Origin of the sequence: Aeromonas veronii (assembly GCA_041319085.1) — a bacterium.
Classification (GTDB): Bacteria; Pseudomonadota; Gammaproteobacteria; order Enterobacterales; family Aeromonadaceae; genus Aeromonas; species Aeromonas veronii_F.
This window is the reverse complement of record CP101033.1, coordinates 1,585,064-1,603,578: the sequence shown is the minus strand read 5'-3', so window position 1 is coordinate 1,603,578 and position 18,515 is coordinate 1,585,064. Positions and strand designations below refer to the sequence as shown.

Sequence of the window (18,515 nt, the reverse complement as noted above, 5' to 3'; positions counted from 1 at the left end):
GCCACCACAAGGAGCGGATGGCGAATTTGCCCAAGTAAAACAAGGACTCCTGGTAGTTGCACAACCTCTTCGCTGGATGCGGGATAGGACGTAATCAGGAAGGAAATAGCCAAAAAAAGAACCCACTCTTTAAAAAGAGTGGGTTCTTTGCAAATCAGAGGCCACTCCATGAGCGGCCTACTTCATCATGGCGTCAGCAATCAGCTTTCGCGACGCTTGCCACCGAATTTGCGATCTTTGTTGAAGCCACCTTCACGGCGCTCACCGTTCTTGTTGAACGGACGGTCACCCTGGGGACGGCGATCCTTGTTGAAAGGACGGTCACCACGGAACGGACGATCACCGCGGGGCGGACGGCTGGCAGTGTTGCTGCCGGCTGGCACTTCGGTATAGCGGGTGATTTGCAGCGGACGCTGGCAAACACGGGCTTTCTTGATCACTTCCAATACATCGGCAGTCATGCCTTTCGGCAGATCGACAGTGGAGAAGTCATCAGCGATGTCGATGTTGCCGATGAAACGACTCTCGATATTCGCTTCGTTGGCGATGGCGCCCACGATCTGGCCCGGCTTGACGCCGTGATGAGCACCCACATCTACGCGGTAGCGCTCCATCTCCACATCCGGGTTGTCTTTAAGCGGACGCGGCTCCAGGGACGGCATGCGTCGGGCAGGACGATCACCACGGTCGGCAAAGTCACGACCACCACGGTCGTTGAAGTCACGACGCTCGAAACCACCACGATCGTTGCTGGCATTCAGCAGCGGATCCGGAATGGAGTCATCCAGCAGTAACGGTTGGTCGCCCTGTACCAGCTTGGCCAGTGCGGCAGCCAGCTCCAGCGGGTCGGCAGAATCTTCTTCGATCAGCTCGTTAACCAGGTTCACGTAGATCTCGAGCTCTTCACCCATCATGGTTTCGCGGATGCGCTCTTTGAACTTGGCCAGACGATGCTGGTTGATGTCATCGGTGCTCGGCATCTTCATCGGCTCGATAGCCTGACGAGTTGCATGCTCGATGGCGCGCAGCATGCGACGCTCGCGGGGAGCGACGAACAGGATGGCCTCACCTTTACGACCAGCACGACCGGTACGACCGATACGGTGAACGTAGGATTCGGTGTCATACGGAATGTCGTAGTTCACTACGTGAGTGATGCGCTCAACGTCCAGACCACGAGCGACGACGTCGGTGGCGATCAGGATGTCCAGCTGGCCTTGACGCAGCTTGTCGACGGTACGCTCACGCAGTTTCTGCGGGATGTCGCCGTGCAGTGCTTCACAGGCGTGGCCACGAGCGGCCAGTTTGCCAGCCAGCTCTTCGGCAGCATTCTTGGTGCGCACGAAGACCAGTACGGCTTCGTACGGTTCGACTTCCAGCAGACGGGTCATGGCGTCCAGCTTGTGCAGACCAGTTACCTGCCAGTAACGCTGGCGGATGGTCGGTGCAGTGGACGTCTTGGTGATGATCTTGATCTCTTTGGGCTGCTTCAGGTGCTTCTGGGCAACGCGACGGATCTGGTCCGGCATGGTGGCGGAGAACAGGGCAACCTGACGCGTGCTCGGGCACTGCTCCATGATCCAGTCCACGTCGTCGATGAAGCCCATACGCAGCATTTCATCGGCTTCGTCCAGTACCAGCGCTTTCAGGCCGGAGAGGTCCAGGTTCTTGCGACGGATCAGGTCCATCACACGACCCGGGGTACCGACAACCACCTGGGCACCACGACGCAGCGCGCGGGTCTGGGTTTCGTAAGAGGAGCCACCGTAGATCGGCAGTACGTGGAAGTCCGGCATGTGGTGGGCGTAGCGTTGGCACGCTTCGGCAACCTGCAGCGCCAGTTCACGGGTCGGTGCCAGCACCAAAACCTGGGTATTGCGGTTACCAGCTTCCAGACGAGACAACAGAGGCAAGGCAAAAGCAGCGGTCTTCCCTGTACCGGTTTGCGCCTGCCCCAGCAGATCGTGTCCCGCCATCAGGTGGGGAATTGCTGCGGCCTGGATCGGTGACGGGCGCTCATAGCCCACGTCTTGCAGCGCTTTCAATACAGGCGCGGCCAGTCCAAGCTCACTAAAAAGGGGCAGTTGTTCGGTATCAGACATAGATTCTTCCAGATTAAGGCAGGCGGCTAACACCGCGGAATAGCAAAAAGGCGGCGATTATAGCGCCACTTTGTTCTGCTGTCTTGAAAAATGTGATAAGCCTCTCAAGACCTTGGCAATTATAGAGGGATCTTGCGACTATGGCTTGCTTATTTTTCAGCCATAGTGCGTGATTGCAGATCACGCTTCGCCAGAGTCCTTGTCCCGCTTGTGTTTGAGCACCGCCATGGTCAATCGGCTGGTACACAATAAACGTTCCCGCTCGTCCCGAATTTCAATCTGCCACACCTGAGTCGTCGCCCCCAGATGCAGCGGCGCGCAACGACCGGTCACCACCCCTTCCCGCTTGGCCCGCAGATGGTTGGCATTCACCTCCAGTCCCACGCAGTAGCTATCTGGTCCTACCGCCATATTGGCCGCCAAGGAACCCAGCGTCTCCGCCAGCACCACGGATGCGCCGCCATGCAGCATGCCCAGGGGCTGGTGAGTGCGGTGATCCACCGGCATGGTCGCTTCCAGCCAATCGGAGCCAAAAGCCGTGTAGACGATATCAAGATGGGCCATCAGGGTGTTGCGAGAGGTGGCGTTGAGCCCCTCCAGACTCATGGGTTTACGCCAGATGGGCGCAATATCGTGACTCATTGCGAGCAGACTCCTTATGTAAGCGATGAATGCGTACCGATATGAGTGAAACGCCCTCCATCGGCAAAATGGTTCGGTTATATGAGTTGTTGGTTACCAGGTGACGTGGTAACAACGCAGCCCCCACCCGGAGCTGCGTGTTACACAATCATGCCCTTAAGCTGGATGTCACCAGGGGTAGGTAACGCCGGGCCACTCAGCCCAGGGCACATCTCGCCCCGGCAGGCGGGGTTCTGGCCACTGCCACACCTTGGCGAGCCAGTAGCGCAGCTGAATCTCCAGCTCCTCATCCGTGATGGGCGCCTCGGCCACCTTCCAGAAGAAGAGCTCCACCTCTACCTCCGGCAACACCGAGGGGTAGAGATAAACCCCGCCCCAAAATTGCGGCTCCCGATCCGGGCTCCAGAGGCCATAGGCAAACGAGCGCTTGGCCAGAAACTCCGACTGCTGCCACTCCAGATCCCCTTCGTGCTGACTCAGGCTGAAGTGGGCGGAGGGCCAGATATCGTTCGGGCGAAACAGCTGATGGAGCTGCTCGCACTCGCGCAACATGGCGACAAATTCCACCACCGCCTGAGCGGGAGTGGCGGGCAACAACAAGAAGCGCGGGTGCCGATAGGCCTTCGGCACCCGAAACCGCTTGGGAAACGTCAGCATCAGAGCAGCTCCAGCAGGGCCTGCAATGGATGTTTAAGCTTCTCCCCCTCCATCCGCTTGACCTGACTGCGGCACGAATAGCCGGTCGCCAGGCAGCGCGCTTTGGGCAAACGAGCAAGGGGGTCAGCCCAGCTCAACCCATAAATTCCCTTGGAATTCTCCACCTGTTTGACGTCGTGACCATAGGTGCCCGCCATGCCGCAACAACCCACAGAGACTGGCTGCAAGCTGGCCCCGAAGCGGCTAAACAGGGTGCTCCAGTCACCGTGGGTCGAGGGCTTGGCGGTCTTCTCGGTACAGTGGGCAAAGAGATACCAAGGCTCGGGATCGCGCTCCTCCTCGTGCTTTGCCTTATCGGCGCTGACGGGCAGCTGATCTGCCGGCAATGACAGCAGCCACTCCTGTGGCAGCAACACCTGAAAATCACCGCGGGCCGACCCCAGCGCCTTGGCATACTCGTCGCGATAGCAGAGCACCATGGCCGGATCCACCCCCACCATGGGGATGCCGAGCGCCGCCACCTTGTTGAGGAACTGGGCACTGTTGGCAGCGGTGCGGGCAAAGGCGCGCAGGAACCCCTTGATATGCTGGGGTTTGCCGTTGGGTTTAAAGGGCAGCAAATAGGGCTGGAAGCCGAGCTTGCTGGCGAGTTTCACCAGGTCGCGCACCACGGGGGCGTCGTAATAGCTGGTGAAGGGATCCTGCACGATGAGCACAACCTGCTTGCGCTGCTCGACACTCATCCGCTCCAGTCCCGGCAGATCAAAATAGCGGGCGCGGTTGTCGTGCAGGCTCTCGGCCAGGGTCGGCACCGAGAGCAGCGGCACATCCACCATGCCGATACTCTTCTCGGTCGCCTTCTGGGCCCACTCTTTTTCGAGGAAGAAGTTGACCAGCTTAGGCGCCTTGGCGAGCAGCGGCGTATAGCTCTCCACCGTGCCGACGAAGTAATCCTTGGGCGCGCGCAGGTAGCGGCTGTGGTAAAGCTGCATAAAGCGGGCGCGAAAATCGGGCACATCCACCTTGATCGGGCACTGGCTGGTGCACGCCTTGCAGGCCAGACAGCCGGCCATCGCCTCCATCACCTCATGGGAAAAATCATATTCGCCGCGCTGTTTGGCCCAGCTGTTGCGCACCTTGTCCACCAGCTGCTTGAAGCGCACACCACCGGATTGCAGCGCCACCTCTTCCGCCAGCGGATCGAAGCCCTGCTCCGCCAGCTGACGCAACCATTCACGCATCAGGCCCGCCCGCCCCTTGGGGGAGTGGCGGCGATCACGGCTGATCTTGACCGAGGGGCACATGGGGGAGTCGGTCTCGAAGGTGAAGCAGAGGCCGTTGCCGTTGCAATCCATGGCGCGGGTGTAGCTGGTGCGCACGGCGAGCGGGATCTGGCGGTCATACTTGCCGCGCTTGGGGCCATCCACCGACACCAGCTCGGCGCCGCTACCGTAGGGGATACAGATCTTGCCCGGGTTGATGCGGTTGGCCGGGTCGAATGCCCCCTTGACCCGCTGCAGCTCTTCCCACAACTCGCCAAAGAAGGCGGGACTGTATTCGGAGCGAAAGCCCTTGCCGTGCTCGCCCCACATCAGGCCGCCATATTTGGCGGTGAGCGCCACCACCTGATCGGAGATGCGCCGCAGCAGCACCTCCTGCTCGGGATCGCACAAATCCAGCGCCGGGCGCACGTGCAGCACACCGGCATCGACGTGGCCGAACATGCCGTAGTCGAGGCCGTGGGCATCCAGCAGGGCGCGAAACTCCATGATGAAATCGGCCAGCGACTCTGGCGGCACGGCGGTATCTTCGGTGAAGGCCACCGGCTTCTTGCGCCCTTCGGCGTTGCCCAGCAGCCCCACCGACTTCTTGCGCATGGTGTAGATGGTCTCGATGCTCGGCAGGTGGTCACATACCTGATAGCCGATAATCCCGGCTTCACTCTTGGCCAGCAGGTCGTCGATACGGCGGCAGAGCTCTGCCACCTTGGCCTTGTGTTCTGCTTCATCGGTATCGGCAAACTCGACGATATTGAGCCCCTGCAGATCCTTGCCGGGCACATCCTGAATAAGTTCTTTCACCGAATGCCAGATAATGTCGGCGCGGGCCAGCCCCAGCACCCGGGAGTCCACCGTCTCCACCGAGAGAGCTTGCGCCTGCACCATAAAGGGGGCGTTGCGCAGGGCGGAGGGGAAGCTGTCGTACTTGACGTTGACCAGGGTGCGGTAGCGCGGAATGGGGGTGATGTTGAGTCTGGCTTCGGTGATAAAGCCGAGAGACCCTTCAGATCCGCACAGCACCCGGCTCACATCCAGCGTGTCGGTATCGGGTTGATAGAGGTGCTTGAGATCGTAACCGGTCAGAAAGCGGTTGAGCTTGGGGAAGGTCGCCTCGATGTCGGCGCGGCGCTCCTTGCCGATGCGATAGAGGGTGCGATAGATCTCCCCTTCCCGACTCTCCAGCGCCAGCTTGTCGGCCAGTCGCTCACCGGTCAGCGGCTCGGTGGCCATGATGTCGCCATTCTCCAGCACGGCTTTGAGCCCCAGCACATGATCCGAGGTTTTGCCGTAAACCAGTGACCCCTGCCCCGAGGCGTCGGTGTTGATCATGCCCCCTAAGGTGGCGCGGTTGGAGGTGGAGAGATCCGGCGAGAAGAAGTAGCCATGGGGCTTGAGATAGGCGTTGAGCTGGTCTTTCACCACCCCGGCCTGGGCACGCACCCACCCCTCCTCTAGATTAATTTCCATGATCTGGTTCATATAACGGGAGAGATCGACGATAATGCCGCCGCCCAATGACTGACCATTGGTGCCGGTACCGCCACCGCGAGGGAAAAAACTCAAGGAGGCGAACGCCGGCTCTGCGGCCAGCTTGAGCATTGCTGCTATGTCGTCCGCACTGCGCGGATAGAGAACCGCCTGAGGTACTACCTGATAGACGCTGTTATCCGTCGCCATCGCCAACCGGCTTGCATAAGACTTTTCGATATCACCACGAAATGCGCTGCGCTCTAGCAACTCAAGAAACTGCAGGGTTGTGGGTGACAAACTGTCCTGGTAATCGAGTCTCGGGATCATGAATCCTTGTTCCCATCCTTTGCTTGATGCCGGCACGCCGGCGACAACGACTGGCCAGCCGCCTGTCAATGGCAATCAGGCCAGTCCGCTCACATGTGAGCGGGCAGTATATCAGCTAGAAAACCGCTTGCGCTTGGCAATATTCACCATTTGAAAGGAGGACTTTTATGGCTCACCACAGCCATGTTATCAGTACGCTGGTCACCACCGAAAAACAGGCGCTTACCCTGTCGCTGTTCGGTTGTATCACCTTTGCCATCTTCGGCATCGGCTACGGCCTCTTCGTCGGTTCCAACGCCATCATGCTCGATGGTATCTTCACCCTGTTCAGCATGGGCATGACAGGCCTCGGTCTTGTTACCGCCTATCTCGTTACCCGCCCTTCCGATGCGCGCTTCCAGTATGGCTACGCCCACTTCGAGCCCATCACCAACGTCATCAATGGCACCATTATTCTGCTGCTCTGCCTTGGCGCTCTCTATAGCGGCATCACCACCCTGCTAGATGGCGGACGAGAGATCGATCTCGGCCACGCTCTCATCTATGCCGCCGTCTCCACCTTCTTCTGCGCCATCATCTATCGTATCGAAGCCCAGGTCGCCGAGCAGGTAGACTCCGAGCTGGTGCGGGTCGACTCCAAGGAGTGGCTGGTGGATACCCTGCTCAGCGCCACCCTGCTTATCGGTTTCGTAGTCGCCATTGGCCTTGATGCCATCGGCTACGGCCAATACAACCGCTACATAGATCCGGTGCTGGTCTCGCTGCTGGCCCTCTGCGCCACTCTCATTCCCATCAAGGTGCTCGGTCGCAACCTGCGGGAAGTGTTGAAGATCGCCCCCAAGGGAGATGTGCCACGGCAAGTAGAACAGGAGATCGAGGCGCTGCGCCAGCGCCACGGCATCGAGTGCTACAGCCATCTGGCCAAAAGCGGTCGCCGCTTCGATCTGGAATTGAACATTCTGGTAGCGCCGGGTCAGGAGTGGCCCGTCGAACGTCAGGATGCCCTGCGTCAGGAGCTCTGGTCTCGCCTCGGCGACACCCTGGGGGATGCCTGGCTCTCGGTCTGTTTCACCCGCGAAAAGCGCTGGTTGTAACGACTGCACGGGGGAGCGTGGCACGACCGCCTCCCCCTGTCGCATCACAACCCCATCACGCCCCGCTGACACTGCTCTTGCCAAATTGGCGCCAGCCGCTATCATCAGGGCTCATTTTTCACCCGAGGTTTTATTGCCCATCATGGACAATCCCCGAAGTTGCCCTTCGTCTCTCTCTGTCAAAGCCTATCTTTTTCTGCTTAATCAGCGCCTCTGAATAACACCTTTGCCTTGCTGTTACTGCGGCCATCTTGCGCCGTGATCACTCTCTGCTCTGTCTGTTTTTATTGAGGTCGTCACAATGGAATTGCTGCTGGATCCCCATATCTGGATCGGTCTGTTTACCCTGATCATTCTGGAAATCGTGCTGGGGATCGACAACCTGGTCTTTATCGCCATTCTGGTGAAAAAACTGCCCCCCGCCCAACGGGACAAGGCGCGCATCATCGGCCTGTCGCTGGCCCTGCTGATGCGACTTGGGCTTCTGAGCGTCATGTCATGGCTGGTCACCCTGACCACCCCGATTTTGCACCTGTGGGATCATCCCTTCTCCGGTCGGGACCTGATCCTGATGGGGGGCGGCCTGTTCCTGCTGTTCAAGGCCACCTCCGAGCTGCATGAGCGGCTGGAAGCCAAACCCCAGGATGATGGCCCGGTCGGCGCCTACGCCAGCTTCGGCGTGGTGATCGCCCAAATTCTGGTGCTCGATGCGGTCTTCTCGCTCGACTCCATCATCACCGCCGTCGGCATGGTGGAACACCTGGGCGTGATGATGGCCGCCGTGACCATCGCCATGGTGGTGATGGTGCTCGCCTCCAAGCCGCTGACCCGCTTCGTCAACGCCCACCCCACAGTGGTGGTGCTCTGCCTGAGCTTCCTGCTGATGATCGGTTTTAGCCTGGTGGCGGAGGGCTTCGGTTTCCACATTCCGAAAGGCTACCTCTATGCGGCCATCGGCTTCTCGGTGCTGATCGAGTTTTTCAACCAGCTGGCCCAGCGCAGCGCCGAGCGCCACGAATCCAAACAGCCGCTGCGCGAGCGCACTACAGCCGCCATCTTCAAATTGATGGGCAGCAAGGCCTATCAGGATCAGCCGGACGACGATCTGGACGCCCCAGCCGCCGAACCGGTGAGCTTTGGCGAGGAGGAGCGTTATATGGTGACCGGCGTACTGTCGCTGGCCGAGCGATCCATTCGCACCATCATGACCCCGCGCTCGGAGATGGCCTGGATCGATATCAACGACTCCAGCGACGAGATCCGCACCCTGCTGCAGCGCGAGCCCCACAGTCTGTTCCCCATCTGTGACGGGGATCTGGACGAGGTGATCGGGGTGGTCAAGGCGCGGGATCTGTTGTTTGCCCTCAACGAAGGGCAATCTTTGAGCGAACTGGCCAAGCAGAACGATCCCATTATCGTGCCGCAGACCATCAACGTGATCCGCCTGCTGGCAGAGCTGCGCAAAGCCAAGGGAAGCCTTATTCTGGTCTCAGACGAGTTTGGCGTCATTCAGGGGCTGGTCACCACCCACGATCTGCTGGAGGCCATCGTCGGCGAGCTGCCGGACGAGGACGAAACCCCGGATATTGTGCGCGATGGCGAAGGGTGGCTGATCAACGGCAGCACCAACATCCACCATGTAGAGCAGGTGTTGGAGCACGAAGGGCTGGTGAGCGAGAGCGACGAATACGTGACCCTGGCGGGCATGCTGCTCTCCCACTTCGGCACCCTGCCCACCCCGGGCCAGCAGTTGCAACTGCAGCAGCTCAACTTCGAGGTGATCGAGGTAAGCGAGCGGCGCATCGAACGGGTGAGAGTGATGCCGGGCGCGGCTTGAGCCTGCCACCAGCAGAAAACAGAAGAGGGCCATACGGCCCTCTTTTCTATGCTTCAACTTTATGCCTCAGCGCCTTCTTTCCCGGCGGTTTGCACTGATTGCTGCATCAAGCACAATTCTCTTGTGCAATTACCCCTCTTTTTCACAACAAGATACCGGCATAAAGTAGCCTCACTTCCACCATGAGGAACTCAAGATGAGCCACGATCACCTGTTCTGCCCGCTGCGCCTCGGCCAGCTGCACCTTGCCAACCGCATCGTCATGCCCCCCATGACCCGCTCCCGTGCCAGTCAGCCCGGTGACGTAGCCAACGCCATGATGGCGAGCTACTACGCCCAGCGCGCCGAGGCGGGGCTGATCATCAGCGAAGGCACCCAAATCGACCCCATGGGCAAAGGCTATGCCTGGACGCCGGGCATCTACAGCGCCGAGCAGATCGCTGGCTGGAAGCTGGTGACCGATGCCGTGCACGCCAAGGGGGGCACCATCTTCGCCCAGCTCTGGCACGTGGGCCGGGTCACCCATCCGGACAACATCGGCGGCGCCCAGCCCATCTCCGCTTCAGCCCTGCCAGCAGTGGGCGTCAAGGTGTTCGTCGATAACGGCAGCGATGCGCCGGGCTTTGTCGAGACCGTCACCCCGCGCGCCATGACTCAAGCCGATATTGATGCGGTGGTGGGCCAGTTCCGCCAAGCGGCCCGCAACGCCATCAGCGCCGGTTTTGACGGCATCGAGCTGCACGCCGCCAACGGTTATCTGATCAACCAGTTCCTCGACTCCGAGTCCAACGCCCGCACCGACAGTTACGGCGGCTCGCTGGAGAACCGGCTGCGCTTCCTCAAGGAGGTGACCGAGGCGGTCAACAGTGAAATCGGCGCCGATCGGGTTGGGGTGCGTCTTGCGCCACTCACCACCCTCAACGGCACCGTGGATGCCAACCCGCAGGAGACCTATCTGGCGGCCGCCCGTCTGCTGGGCCAGCTCAATGTCACCTATCTGCACATTGCCGAAGCGGACTGGGACGATGCGCCCCTGATGCCGGAGAACTTCAAGCAGGGTCTGCGGGATGCCTTCCCCAACACCCTGATCTATGCCGGTAAATATGATGGTGATCGTGCACGCGCCGCCCTCGACGCGGGCTGGGCCGACATGATTGGCTTTGGCCGCCCGTTCGTCGCCAACCCGGATCTGCCGAACCGGCTGCGCCACGGCTATCCGCTGGCCCCCCACGATCCGGCCACCCTGTTTGGCGGCGGCGAGAAAGGGCTGACCGACTACCCCGTCTATCAGGCAGATGACGCAACCACCAGCAGCTGATTTCCGATAGCCAATCGGTAACTTGAAGCAGGCCCCACAGGTTGGGGCCTGCTGCATTGTTGCCCATTCGCAACAGTGATAGTTATGGTTATCTTACTGTTGCCTGATCTCGTTCAGCTCTCCCCCACTCTTTCGCAAGGAGTCCCCATGAATCACACCCAGGCCTGGTGCTGGCATGCCCCGGGCGAGCCAGAGCAGCTCACCCTGACCGAACTTTCTTTATCGCCTCTCGCCCCTGACGAGGTGCTGGTGGCCAACCGGGTCATCGCCTTCAATCCGGTGGACTGGAAGCTGATCGAATATGGCCACTCCAACTGGCAGGATGGTCAGGTGCCCGGCGTTGATGGCATGGGCACTATCGTGGCGCTCGGCGCCAACGTCAGCCATCTGCGTCTCGGCGCCCGGGTCGCCTACCACACCGATCTGCGCCACCACGGCAGCTTTGCCCGCCACACCCGGGTACCAGCCCGCGCCCTGCTGCCGGTGCCCGATGCCCTGAGTGACGAGGCGGCGGCCGCCCTGCCCTGTCCCGGCCTCACCGCCTGGCAGGCGCTGGCCAAGCTGCCACGCCTGCACGGCGAAGCGCTGCTCATCACAGGTGCCGGCAGCAGTGTCGGCCGCTTTGCGGTGCAGCTCGCCCTCCAGCAGGGGGCGCGGGTCTTTGCCAGCGCCAGCCCACGCCACCATCAATGGCTCAAGCAGATCGGCGTGCAGGGCGTAGCCGATTATCGGGACTCCGACTGGCTGGCCACCTTGCAGACCGCCAACGGCAATGAGCCGTTCGAGGGGATCATCGATCTGGTCTCCAGCCTGCAGGCAGAGAGCCTGCTGCCCACCCTGGGTTACTACGGTCACATGGTGACGGTGCTCGGGCGCATCCCGCACAATCCGCTGCCCGCGTTTGCCCACTGCCACTCCTTGCACGAGATTGCGCTGGGTGCCCAGCACGCCTTTGGCACCGACAAGCAGTGGAGCCGACTGGTGGCCGCCGGTGTCGCCATGATGGCACAGATGGCGAGCGGCGAGCTGACCCTGCCGCCGCTGGTAGTAGGCAATTTCGAGGCGCTGCCCACTCTGCTCGAGCGCTTCAAGCGCGAAGGACAGGGCGAGAAGTTTCTGGTGCGGGTGGCGTAATGCTGCCGTCCTCCAGCAACCACACCAGCCTTTGAAATGAGAGAGGCCCGCCAGTGATGGCGGGCCTCTCTTTCTTCATCCGGGATTAACTGGCTCCTGACTCAGTGCAGTTGCACCCCGTGGCGGGCGGCATGAGTGCGAATATCACGGGTCAGCCGCGCCTTGTCGGCCAGACTCAGCCAGCTCGCCTCCACCGCATTGAGCGAGAGGCGGCAGAGCTGATCCGGGGTGGCGCCGAGATCATCCGACAGCGCCGCAAAGTTGGCCCCCATGTAGCCACCAAAGTAGGCGGGATCGTCGGAGTTGATGGTGACGCACAGCCCCTGCTCCAGCAGCCGCAACACATTGTGCAGGGCCATATTGCCGAACACCTTGAGCCGGGTGTTGGAGAGGGGGCAGACGGTGAGCGGCAGCCGGGTATCGGCCAGATAGCGCAGCAGCTCGGGATCGTCGGCCGAGCGCACCCCGTGATCGATGCGGCATACCTGCAGCTCGTTGATCGCCTGCCAGATGTAGTCGGCGGGCCCCTCTTCACCCGCGTGAGCCACCACCGGCAACCCCAGCTCGCGGCAGCGGGCAAAAACCCGGGCAAACTTGCTGGGCGGATTGCCCTTCTCCCCCGAGTCGAGGCCGATGCCGTGAATGCGCGACAGGAAGGGCATAGCCTCTGCCAACGTTGCAAAGGCCTCCTCCTCGCTCAGGTGGCGCAAAAAGCTCATGATAAGGCGCCAGCTGATGCCAAACTCCTTCTCCCCGCTCTGCAACGCCCGCTCGATGCCGCCGAGCACAGTAGCAAAAGGGACGCCGCGGGCGGTGTGGGTCTGCGGGTCGAAGAAGATCTCCACATGCACCACCTTGTCGGCGGCGCAATGCTCAAGATAGGCCCAGGTGAGGTCGAAAAAGTCCTGCTCGGTAATGAGCACGCTGGCGCCGCGATAGTAGAGGTCGAGAAAGGATTGCAGGCAGTCAAAATCATAGGCGGCTCGCACGCTGGCCACGTCGGGCCAGGGCAGGGCCACCCCGTTACGTTTGGCCAGGGCAAACATCAGCTCAGGCTCGAGCGTTCCTTCGATATGCAGGTGCAACTCCAGCTTGGGCAAACCGGCAATAAAGTTATCCATGATGACGGCTCCATCAACATACAGACCGCGGGATCTGCCACTCGCAGAGCGGATCCCTCCCCTCTTCTGCTCATTGTGCACCTATCTCTGATTGTGGGGGAGACTTGTCATCAAACAGACTTATAATGGCGTCACAAAAACAACATAACTGATTGAAGATATTAAGAGTTGGCGCTACTTTCCGCCGCCTCTTGCGCCTACACAAGGAGTCCCCATGAAGAAAAGTGTCATCTGTGACATCGACGGCGTCATACTGCACAACAACGATCTGGTGCCCGGCGCCGACCACTTCGTTCATCGCCTGCTGGAACAGGGTAGCAAGCTGCTGTTTCTGACCAACTACCCGGCCCAGACCCAGAAAGATCTGCAAAACCGCTTCAGCTCCGCCGGGATCGAAGTGCCGGAGGAGTGCTTCTACACCTCCGCCATGGGTACCGCCGACTTCCTCAAGCGTCAGGATGGCAAGAAGGCCTATGTGATCGGTGAAGGGGCGCTGACCCACGAGCTCTACAAGGCCGGTTTCACCATCACCGACATCGACCCCGACTTCGTGGTGGTGGGCGAGACCCGCAACTACAACTGGACCATGATGCAGCAGGGGGCCAAGTTCGTCGATCAGGGGGCCCGCTTTATCGCCACCAACCCCGATACCCACGGCCCCATGATGCACCCGGCCTGCGGCGCCCTGTGCGCCCCCATCGAGCGGATGACCGGCAAGAAGCCGTTCTATGTCGGCAAGCCGAGCGCCTGGATCATCCGTGCGGCGCTCAACCGGATGGAGGCCCACTCCGACGACACCATCATCATTGGCGACAACCTGCGCACCGACATTCTGGCGGGCTTTCAGGCCGGTCTCGAGACGGTGCTGGTGCTCTCCGGGGTGAGCAAGGTGGCGGATATCGACCGCATGCCGTTTCGCCCGAACCATATTTTCGACTCCGTGGTCGACATCGATATCGTCTAATCAACACCCAAGCGTTAAACAGGGCAGGTCTCAACTGCCCTTGCAGGATCTGTTATGGAACCCATTCTGATCGCCGTGGCCTTTGGCTGCGGCATGGTAGTCAATCTGATTGGCCTGCCCCCCCTGCTCGGCTTTCTGGCCGCCGGTTTTATCCTCAACGGCATGGGATATGAAAATAGCCCGGCCCTGAGCACAGTGGCCGATCTCGGCGTCACCCTGCTGCTGTTCACCATCGGCCTCAAGCTCAATATCAAGACCCTGATGCGGCGCGATGTGTGGGGCACCACCAGCCTGCACCTGCTGCTCTCCACCCTGCTCTTTACCGTGGTACTGCTGGTCTGCAAGGGACTGGGGCTCCACCTCGCCCTGTCACTGGACTGGAAACTGGCGCTGCTGCTGGGCTTTGCCCTCTCCTTCTCCAGCACCGTCTTCGCGGTCAAGGTATTGGAAGACCGCAGCGACATGAACGCCCTCTACGCCCGCATCGCCATCGGGGTACTGGTGATGCAGGATGTGTTCGCGGTGGCGTTTCTGGCGTTTTCCAGCGGCAAGTTGCCGAGTATCTGGGCGCTCTGGGTGCTGGGGCTGCCACTGCTGCGTCCGCTGCTGTTCAAGTTGCTGGAGCGGGCCGGTCACGGCGAGTTGCAGGTGCTGTTCGGGGTGTTTCTGGCGCTGGTGGTGGGGGCCGCCGGCTTTGAAGTGGTCGGCCTCAAGCCGGATCTCGGGGCGCTGATCATCGGCATGTTGCTCGCCTCCCATCCGGCGGCAGCGGGGCTGGCCAAGGCGCTCTTTAACCTCAAAGACCTCTTTCTGGTCTGCTTCTTTCTCACCATCGGCCTCAACGGGCTGCCGACCCAAGAGACCATGCTGCTGGCACTGGCGCTGGTGCTGGCCCTGCCGCTGAAAAGCGCCCTCTACTATCTGGTCTACAGCGGCGCCCACCTGCGGGTACGTACCGCCCTACTCTCTACCCTGGCGCTCACCAACTTCTCGGAGTTTGGCCTCATTGTCGCCGCCATCGCCGCCAAGGCAGGCTGGCTATCCCACGAGTGGCTGGTAGCGGTCTCGCTGGCACTGGCGGCGAGCTTTATGATCTCCGCCCCGCTCAATGCCCAGAGCGAGCGCATTTACCACCGCATCGGCCACTGGCTGCGGGGATTGCAGGCGAGCAACCTCCATCCGGAAGACAGGCCCATTGAGCTTGGCGATGCGGAGGTGATCATCCTCGGTATGGGGCGGATCGGTCAGGGGGCCTACTTCGAGCTGGAGAACAAATACGGCAACGTCATCCTCGGGGTGGAGAACGATAGCGAGAAGCTGCCCACCCTGCGCGCCCAGGGAATGAACGTCATCGAGGGCGACGCCACCGATACCGACTTCTGGGACAAGGTGCTGCTCTCCAATCAGGTCAATCTGGTACTGCTGGCGATGCCCCACCACTCGGGGAATCTCTACGCCATTGAGAAGCTGCGCAGCCACGGCTTCAACGGCAAGATCGCCGCCATCGTCCGCTTCGAGGATGATATCGCCTCCCTGCAGGAACAGGGGGTGGATGCGGTGTTCAACGTCTATAACGAAGCGGGCAGCGGCTTCGCCCGTCATGTGATCCGCCGCTTGCAGCCGCTCTGACCATTAGGATTACGGCACTTGGCAAGGGGATACGTATCGTTTAAGTTATGTTCAACTTCGTTTAATAAAACAAACGCGGGGCCGGGATGGCCCCGCTTTTATATCCCCATTGCCAGGAGGCACCATGAAGACCCTTAACGACTGGATCCTGCTCGGTCACCACGAGGCAACCCCCACCCCGCTGATGCCAGCCCCCGAGCGCATTAAAGCAGGCAGCCCGGCGCAAACGGTGTGGAATCACTACTCCGACCCCAGCCAGCAGTTTCACGTGGGCTTTTGGGCTTGCGAGCCGGGCCGCTGGGCTATCCACTACACCGAGCACGAGTATTGCCAACTGCTGGAGGGTGAGGCGGTGATCCACGACGGTGAAGGGGGGCGTCTGACCCTCAAGCCCGGGGATCAATTTGTCATTCCCGCCGGTTTTGTTGGGGAGTGGGAGACCCTCACCCCCTGCCGCAAGCTCTATGTGATCTTCGAGCCCGCTGCAACCTGACGTTTGCGTTAACCTGAGCCGCCGTGGCTGCCCTTTTTTCAGGCCGACCGGGTTGACGTGTACGGCATGATTTTCTGCGGTTTTCCCGCTTGCAAAAGGTTTTTCCGCTAGGCATTGTGTCTGACGAGGAATGTAAATGAAGTTTCGAGCCCAAACGTGGGGGGCTCTATAAAAATCAATGAGGATTACCGCCAATGTGTTCTATTTTCGGCATTCTGGACATCAAGTCCGATGCGGCTGCCCTACGCAAATCGGCGCTGGAGATGTCCAAGCGACTCCGTCACCGCGGGCCTGACTGGTCCGGCGTCTACAGCTCTGACAAAGCCATTCTGGTGCATGAGCGCCTGGCCATCGTCGATCCGGGCAATGGCGCCCAGCCGCTCTACAACCCCGAGCGTACTCACGTATTGGCCGTCAACGGCGAGATCTACAACCACAAGGAATTGGAGAAGAGCCTCAAGGTCGACTTCCAGTTCCAGACCAAGTCCGACTGTGAGGTGCTGCTGGCCCTCTACAAGGAGAAGGGCCCGGCGTTTCTCGACGATCTCAACGGCATCTTCGCCTTTATCCTCTATGACGCCGAGCAGGATGCCTACCTGATCGGTCGCGATCACATGGGGATCATCCCCCTCTATACCGGTCGCGATGAGCACGGCAACTTCTATGTCGCCTCCGAGATGAAGGCGCTGGTACCGGTCTGCAAGAGCGTCGAAACCTTCCCGCCGGGACACTACCTGTGGAGCAAGGATGGCGAACTCAAACAGTGGTACAAACGCGACTGGATGGAATATCAAGCGGTCGAGCACAACGTCAGCGACAAGGCCGAGCTGAAAGCGGCGCTGGAAGCGGCGGTCAAGCGCCAACTGATGTGTGACGTCCCCTACGGCGTGCTGCTCTCCGGCGGGCTGGATTCGTCCGTGATCTCCGCCATCACCAAGATCTACGCCGCCCGTCGGGTGGAAGACGATGGCAAGAGCGAAGCCTGGTGGCCGCAACTGCACTCCTTCGCCGTCGGCCTGGAAGGGTCGCCTGATCTCGCTGCTGCCCGCAAGGTGGCCGACCATCTGGGCACCATCCACCACCAGATCCACTTCACCGTGCAAGAGGGTCTGGATGCGCTGCGCGATGTCATCTATCACCTCGAGACCTATGACGTCACCACCATCCGCGCCTCCACGCCCATGTATCTGATGGCCCGTTATATCAAGGCGATGGGGATCAAGATGGTGCTCTCGGGCGAAGGCTCCGACGAGCTGTTCGGTGGCTACCTCTATTTCCACAAAGCGCCCAACGCAAAAGAGTTCCACGAAGAGAACGTGCGCAAGCTCGCCTCTTTGCACCTCTATGACTGCTTGCGCGCCAACAAGTCGATGGCAGCCTGGGGGGTGGAGGGTCGCGTGCCCTTCCTCGACAAGGAGTTCATGGATGTGGCGATGCGCCTGCAGCCCGCCGACAAGATGTGCGGCAACGGCAAGATCGAGAAACACATCCTGCGCGAAGCGTTCGAGGAGCTGCTGCCCCACGAAGTGGCATGGCGCCAGAAAGAGCAGTTCTCCGATGGCGTGGGTTATTCATGGATCGACAGCCTGAAAGCCATGGTAGAACAAGAGGTGACGGATCAGATGTTCGAGGCGGCTGCATTCCGCTTCCCCATCAACACCCCGCTCACCAAGGAAGCCTATTTCTACCGCGCCATCTTCGACGAGCACTTCCCGCTGGAAGCCGCCGCCCGCACCGTGCCATACGGCAAGTCAGTCGCCTGCTCCACCCCCACTGCGCTGGAATGGGATGCCAAGTTCAAAGAGATGGCCGACCCGTCCGGCCGCGCCGTGATGGACGTTCACCAGCAAGGCTACTAAGCCCGAATAGGTCGACCCGGGCGGATACGTCAGATAGCAAAAAGCCCTTCACCATGGTGAAGGGCTTTTTATTTACTGATTACCCTCAGCCAGTATCACGAACCGATATGGCCTCGCAGGCGTTGCAACAACCGTGCGCCCCATTCAACCTGCCTACCCTCTAGGCAGGGTCGCCGTGAAGGGGGCAACCCAGACGAAACAGCGAGCAGAGCGGGGGGATCCCCCAAACAAGCGACCTCCTGTCGCCCTGCTCTACTGTAGCGAGCTTCTCGCTGGCGATCTCGACCTGACCATTGGTCTAGATGATGGATAGCGGCAGCTTGGCTGCCCGCAAAAAAAGGTTGATACAGCTCATGGTTCTGGCCAATGGCTGATGTCGCAAGCGGCATAAGCGAACAGGCTGGATATCATAAACACCTTGATTGAAATGACCGGTGTGCGGGAAGAACAGACCCGGATTGGCAGGCAAGATGTTGCTGGCAATTTGCCTGCCGTTATTGGCGCTACTGTTTTTTTCGCCGGTCAATATGGGTATGACCGCTATCGAGTGTCACAGGAGATGGTGCATGCCCGGCCTATGGAGCCCCC

13 protein-coding genes are annotated in these 18,515 nt (G+C 60.4%); 8 read left to right on the top strand and 5 right to left on the bottom strand.

The window, feature by feature from the left end:
* Positions 1-200: 200 nt before the first annotated feature.
* The 4 genes from NMD14_07740 to NMD14_07725 form a co-directional block, all read right to left on the bottom strand.
* The gene (locus NMD14_07740) at positions 201-2,102 is read right to left on the bottom strand and encodes a DEAD/DEAH box helicase (GenBank protein XEI34277.1); all 1,902 of its coding nucleotides are present in this window, start codon (positions 2,100-2,102) and stop codon (positions 201-203) included.
* Between the two features lie 180 nt (positions 2,103-2,282).
* A complete protein-coding gene (locus NMD14_07735; GenBank protein XEI34276.1) occupies positions 2,283-2,744 on the bottom strand; it encodes a hotdog fold thioesterase in 462 nt (153 codons plus the stop codon).
* A 168-nt stretch (positions 2,745-2,912) separates the two neighbouring features.
* A complete protein-coding gene (locus tag NMD14_07730) occupies positions 2,913-3,401 on the bottom strand; it encodes a hypothetical protein (protein XEI34275.1) in 489 nt (162 codons plus the stop codon).
* Positions 3,401-6,478: an FAD-binding oxidoreductase gene (locus NMD14_07725; GenBank protein XEI34274.1), complete on the bottom strand. Its 3,078-nt coding sequence runs from the start codon at positions 6,476-6,478 to the stop codon at positions 3,401-3,403. Before NMD14_07725 ends, NMD14_07730 begins: the two co-directional genes overlap by 1 nt.
* A 167-nt stretch (positions 6,479-6,645) precedes the next feature.
* Between NMD14_07725 and NMD14_07720 the strand changes: the two genes are divergently transcribed.
* From NMD14_07720 to NMD14_07705, 4 genes are all read left to right on the top strand, one after another.
* Positions 6,646-7,572, top strand: coding sequence for a cation diffusion facilitator family transporter (locus NMD14_07720; protein ID XEI34273.1), 927 nt, complete (start codon positions 6,646-6,648; stop codon positions 7,570-7,572).
* A gap of 301 nt (positions 7,573-7,873) precedes the next feature.
* A complete protein-coding gene (locus tag NMD14_07715; GenBank protein XEI34272.1) occupies positions 7,874-9,409 on the top strand; it encodes a TerC family protein in 1,536 nt (511 codons plus the stop codon).
* A gap of 196 nt (positions 9,410-9,605) precedes the next feature.
* Positions 9,606-10,727: an alkene reductase gene (locus NMD14_07710; GenBank protein XEI34271.1), complete on the top strand. Its 1,122-nt coding sequence runs from the start codon at positions 9,606-9,608 to the stop codon at positions 10,725-10,727.
* Positions 10,728-10,874: 147 nt separating this feature from the next.
* On the top strand, positions 10,875-11,861 hold the full coding sequence (locus tag NMD14_07705) for a zinc-binding dehydrogenase (protein XEI34270.1): 987 nt from the start codon (positions 10,875-10,877) through the stop codon (positions 11,859-11,861).
* Between the two features lie 101 nt (positions 11,862-11,962).
* On the opposite strand, the gene NMD14_07700 is transcribed toward NMD14_07705, so the two are convergent.
* The gene (locus tag NMD14_07700) at positions 11,963-12,982 is read right to left on the bottom strand and encodes an adenosine deaminase (protein ID XEI34269.1); all 1,020 of its coding nucleotides are present in this window, start codon (positions 12,980-12,982) and stop codon (positions 11,963-11,965) included.
* A 214-nt stretch (positions 12,983-13,196) separates the two neighbouring features.
* Here NMD14_07700 and NMD14_07695 point away from each other — a divergent pair, with 214 nt between their 5' ends.
* From NMD14_07695 to asnB, 4 genes are all read left to right on the top strand, one after another.
* Entirely contained in the window at positions 13,197-13,946 is a 750-nt protein-coding gene (locus NMD14_07695; GenBank protein ID XEI34268.1) for an HAD-IIA family hydrolase, read from the top strand.
* A 54-nt stretch (positions 13,947-14,000) separates the two neighbouring features.
* Positions 14,001-15,575 carry a cation:proton antiporter gene (locus NMD14_07690; protein ID XEI34267.1) on the top strand — a complete coding sequence of 525 codons (1,575 nt, stop codon included), beginning with the start codon at positions 14,001-14,003 and terminating at the stop codon, positions 15,573-15,575.
* A 124-nt stretch (positions 15,576-15,699) separates the two neighbouring features.
* Positions 15,700-16,068, top strand: a complete 369-nt coding sequence (locus NMD14_07685; GenBank protein XEI34266.1) for a cupin domain-containing protein — start codon at positions 15,700-15,702, stop codon at positions 16,066-16,068.
* Between the two features lie 194 nt (positions 16,069-16,262).
* A complete protein-coding gene (gene asnB / locus NMD14_07680; protein XEI34265.1) occupies positions 16,263-17,927 on the top strand; it encodes an asparagine synthase B in 1,665 nt (554 codons plus the stop codon).
* Positions 17,928-18,515: the final 588 nt, after the last annotated feature.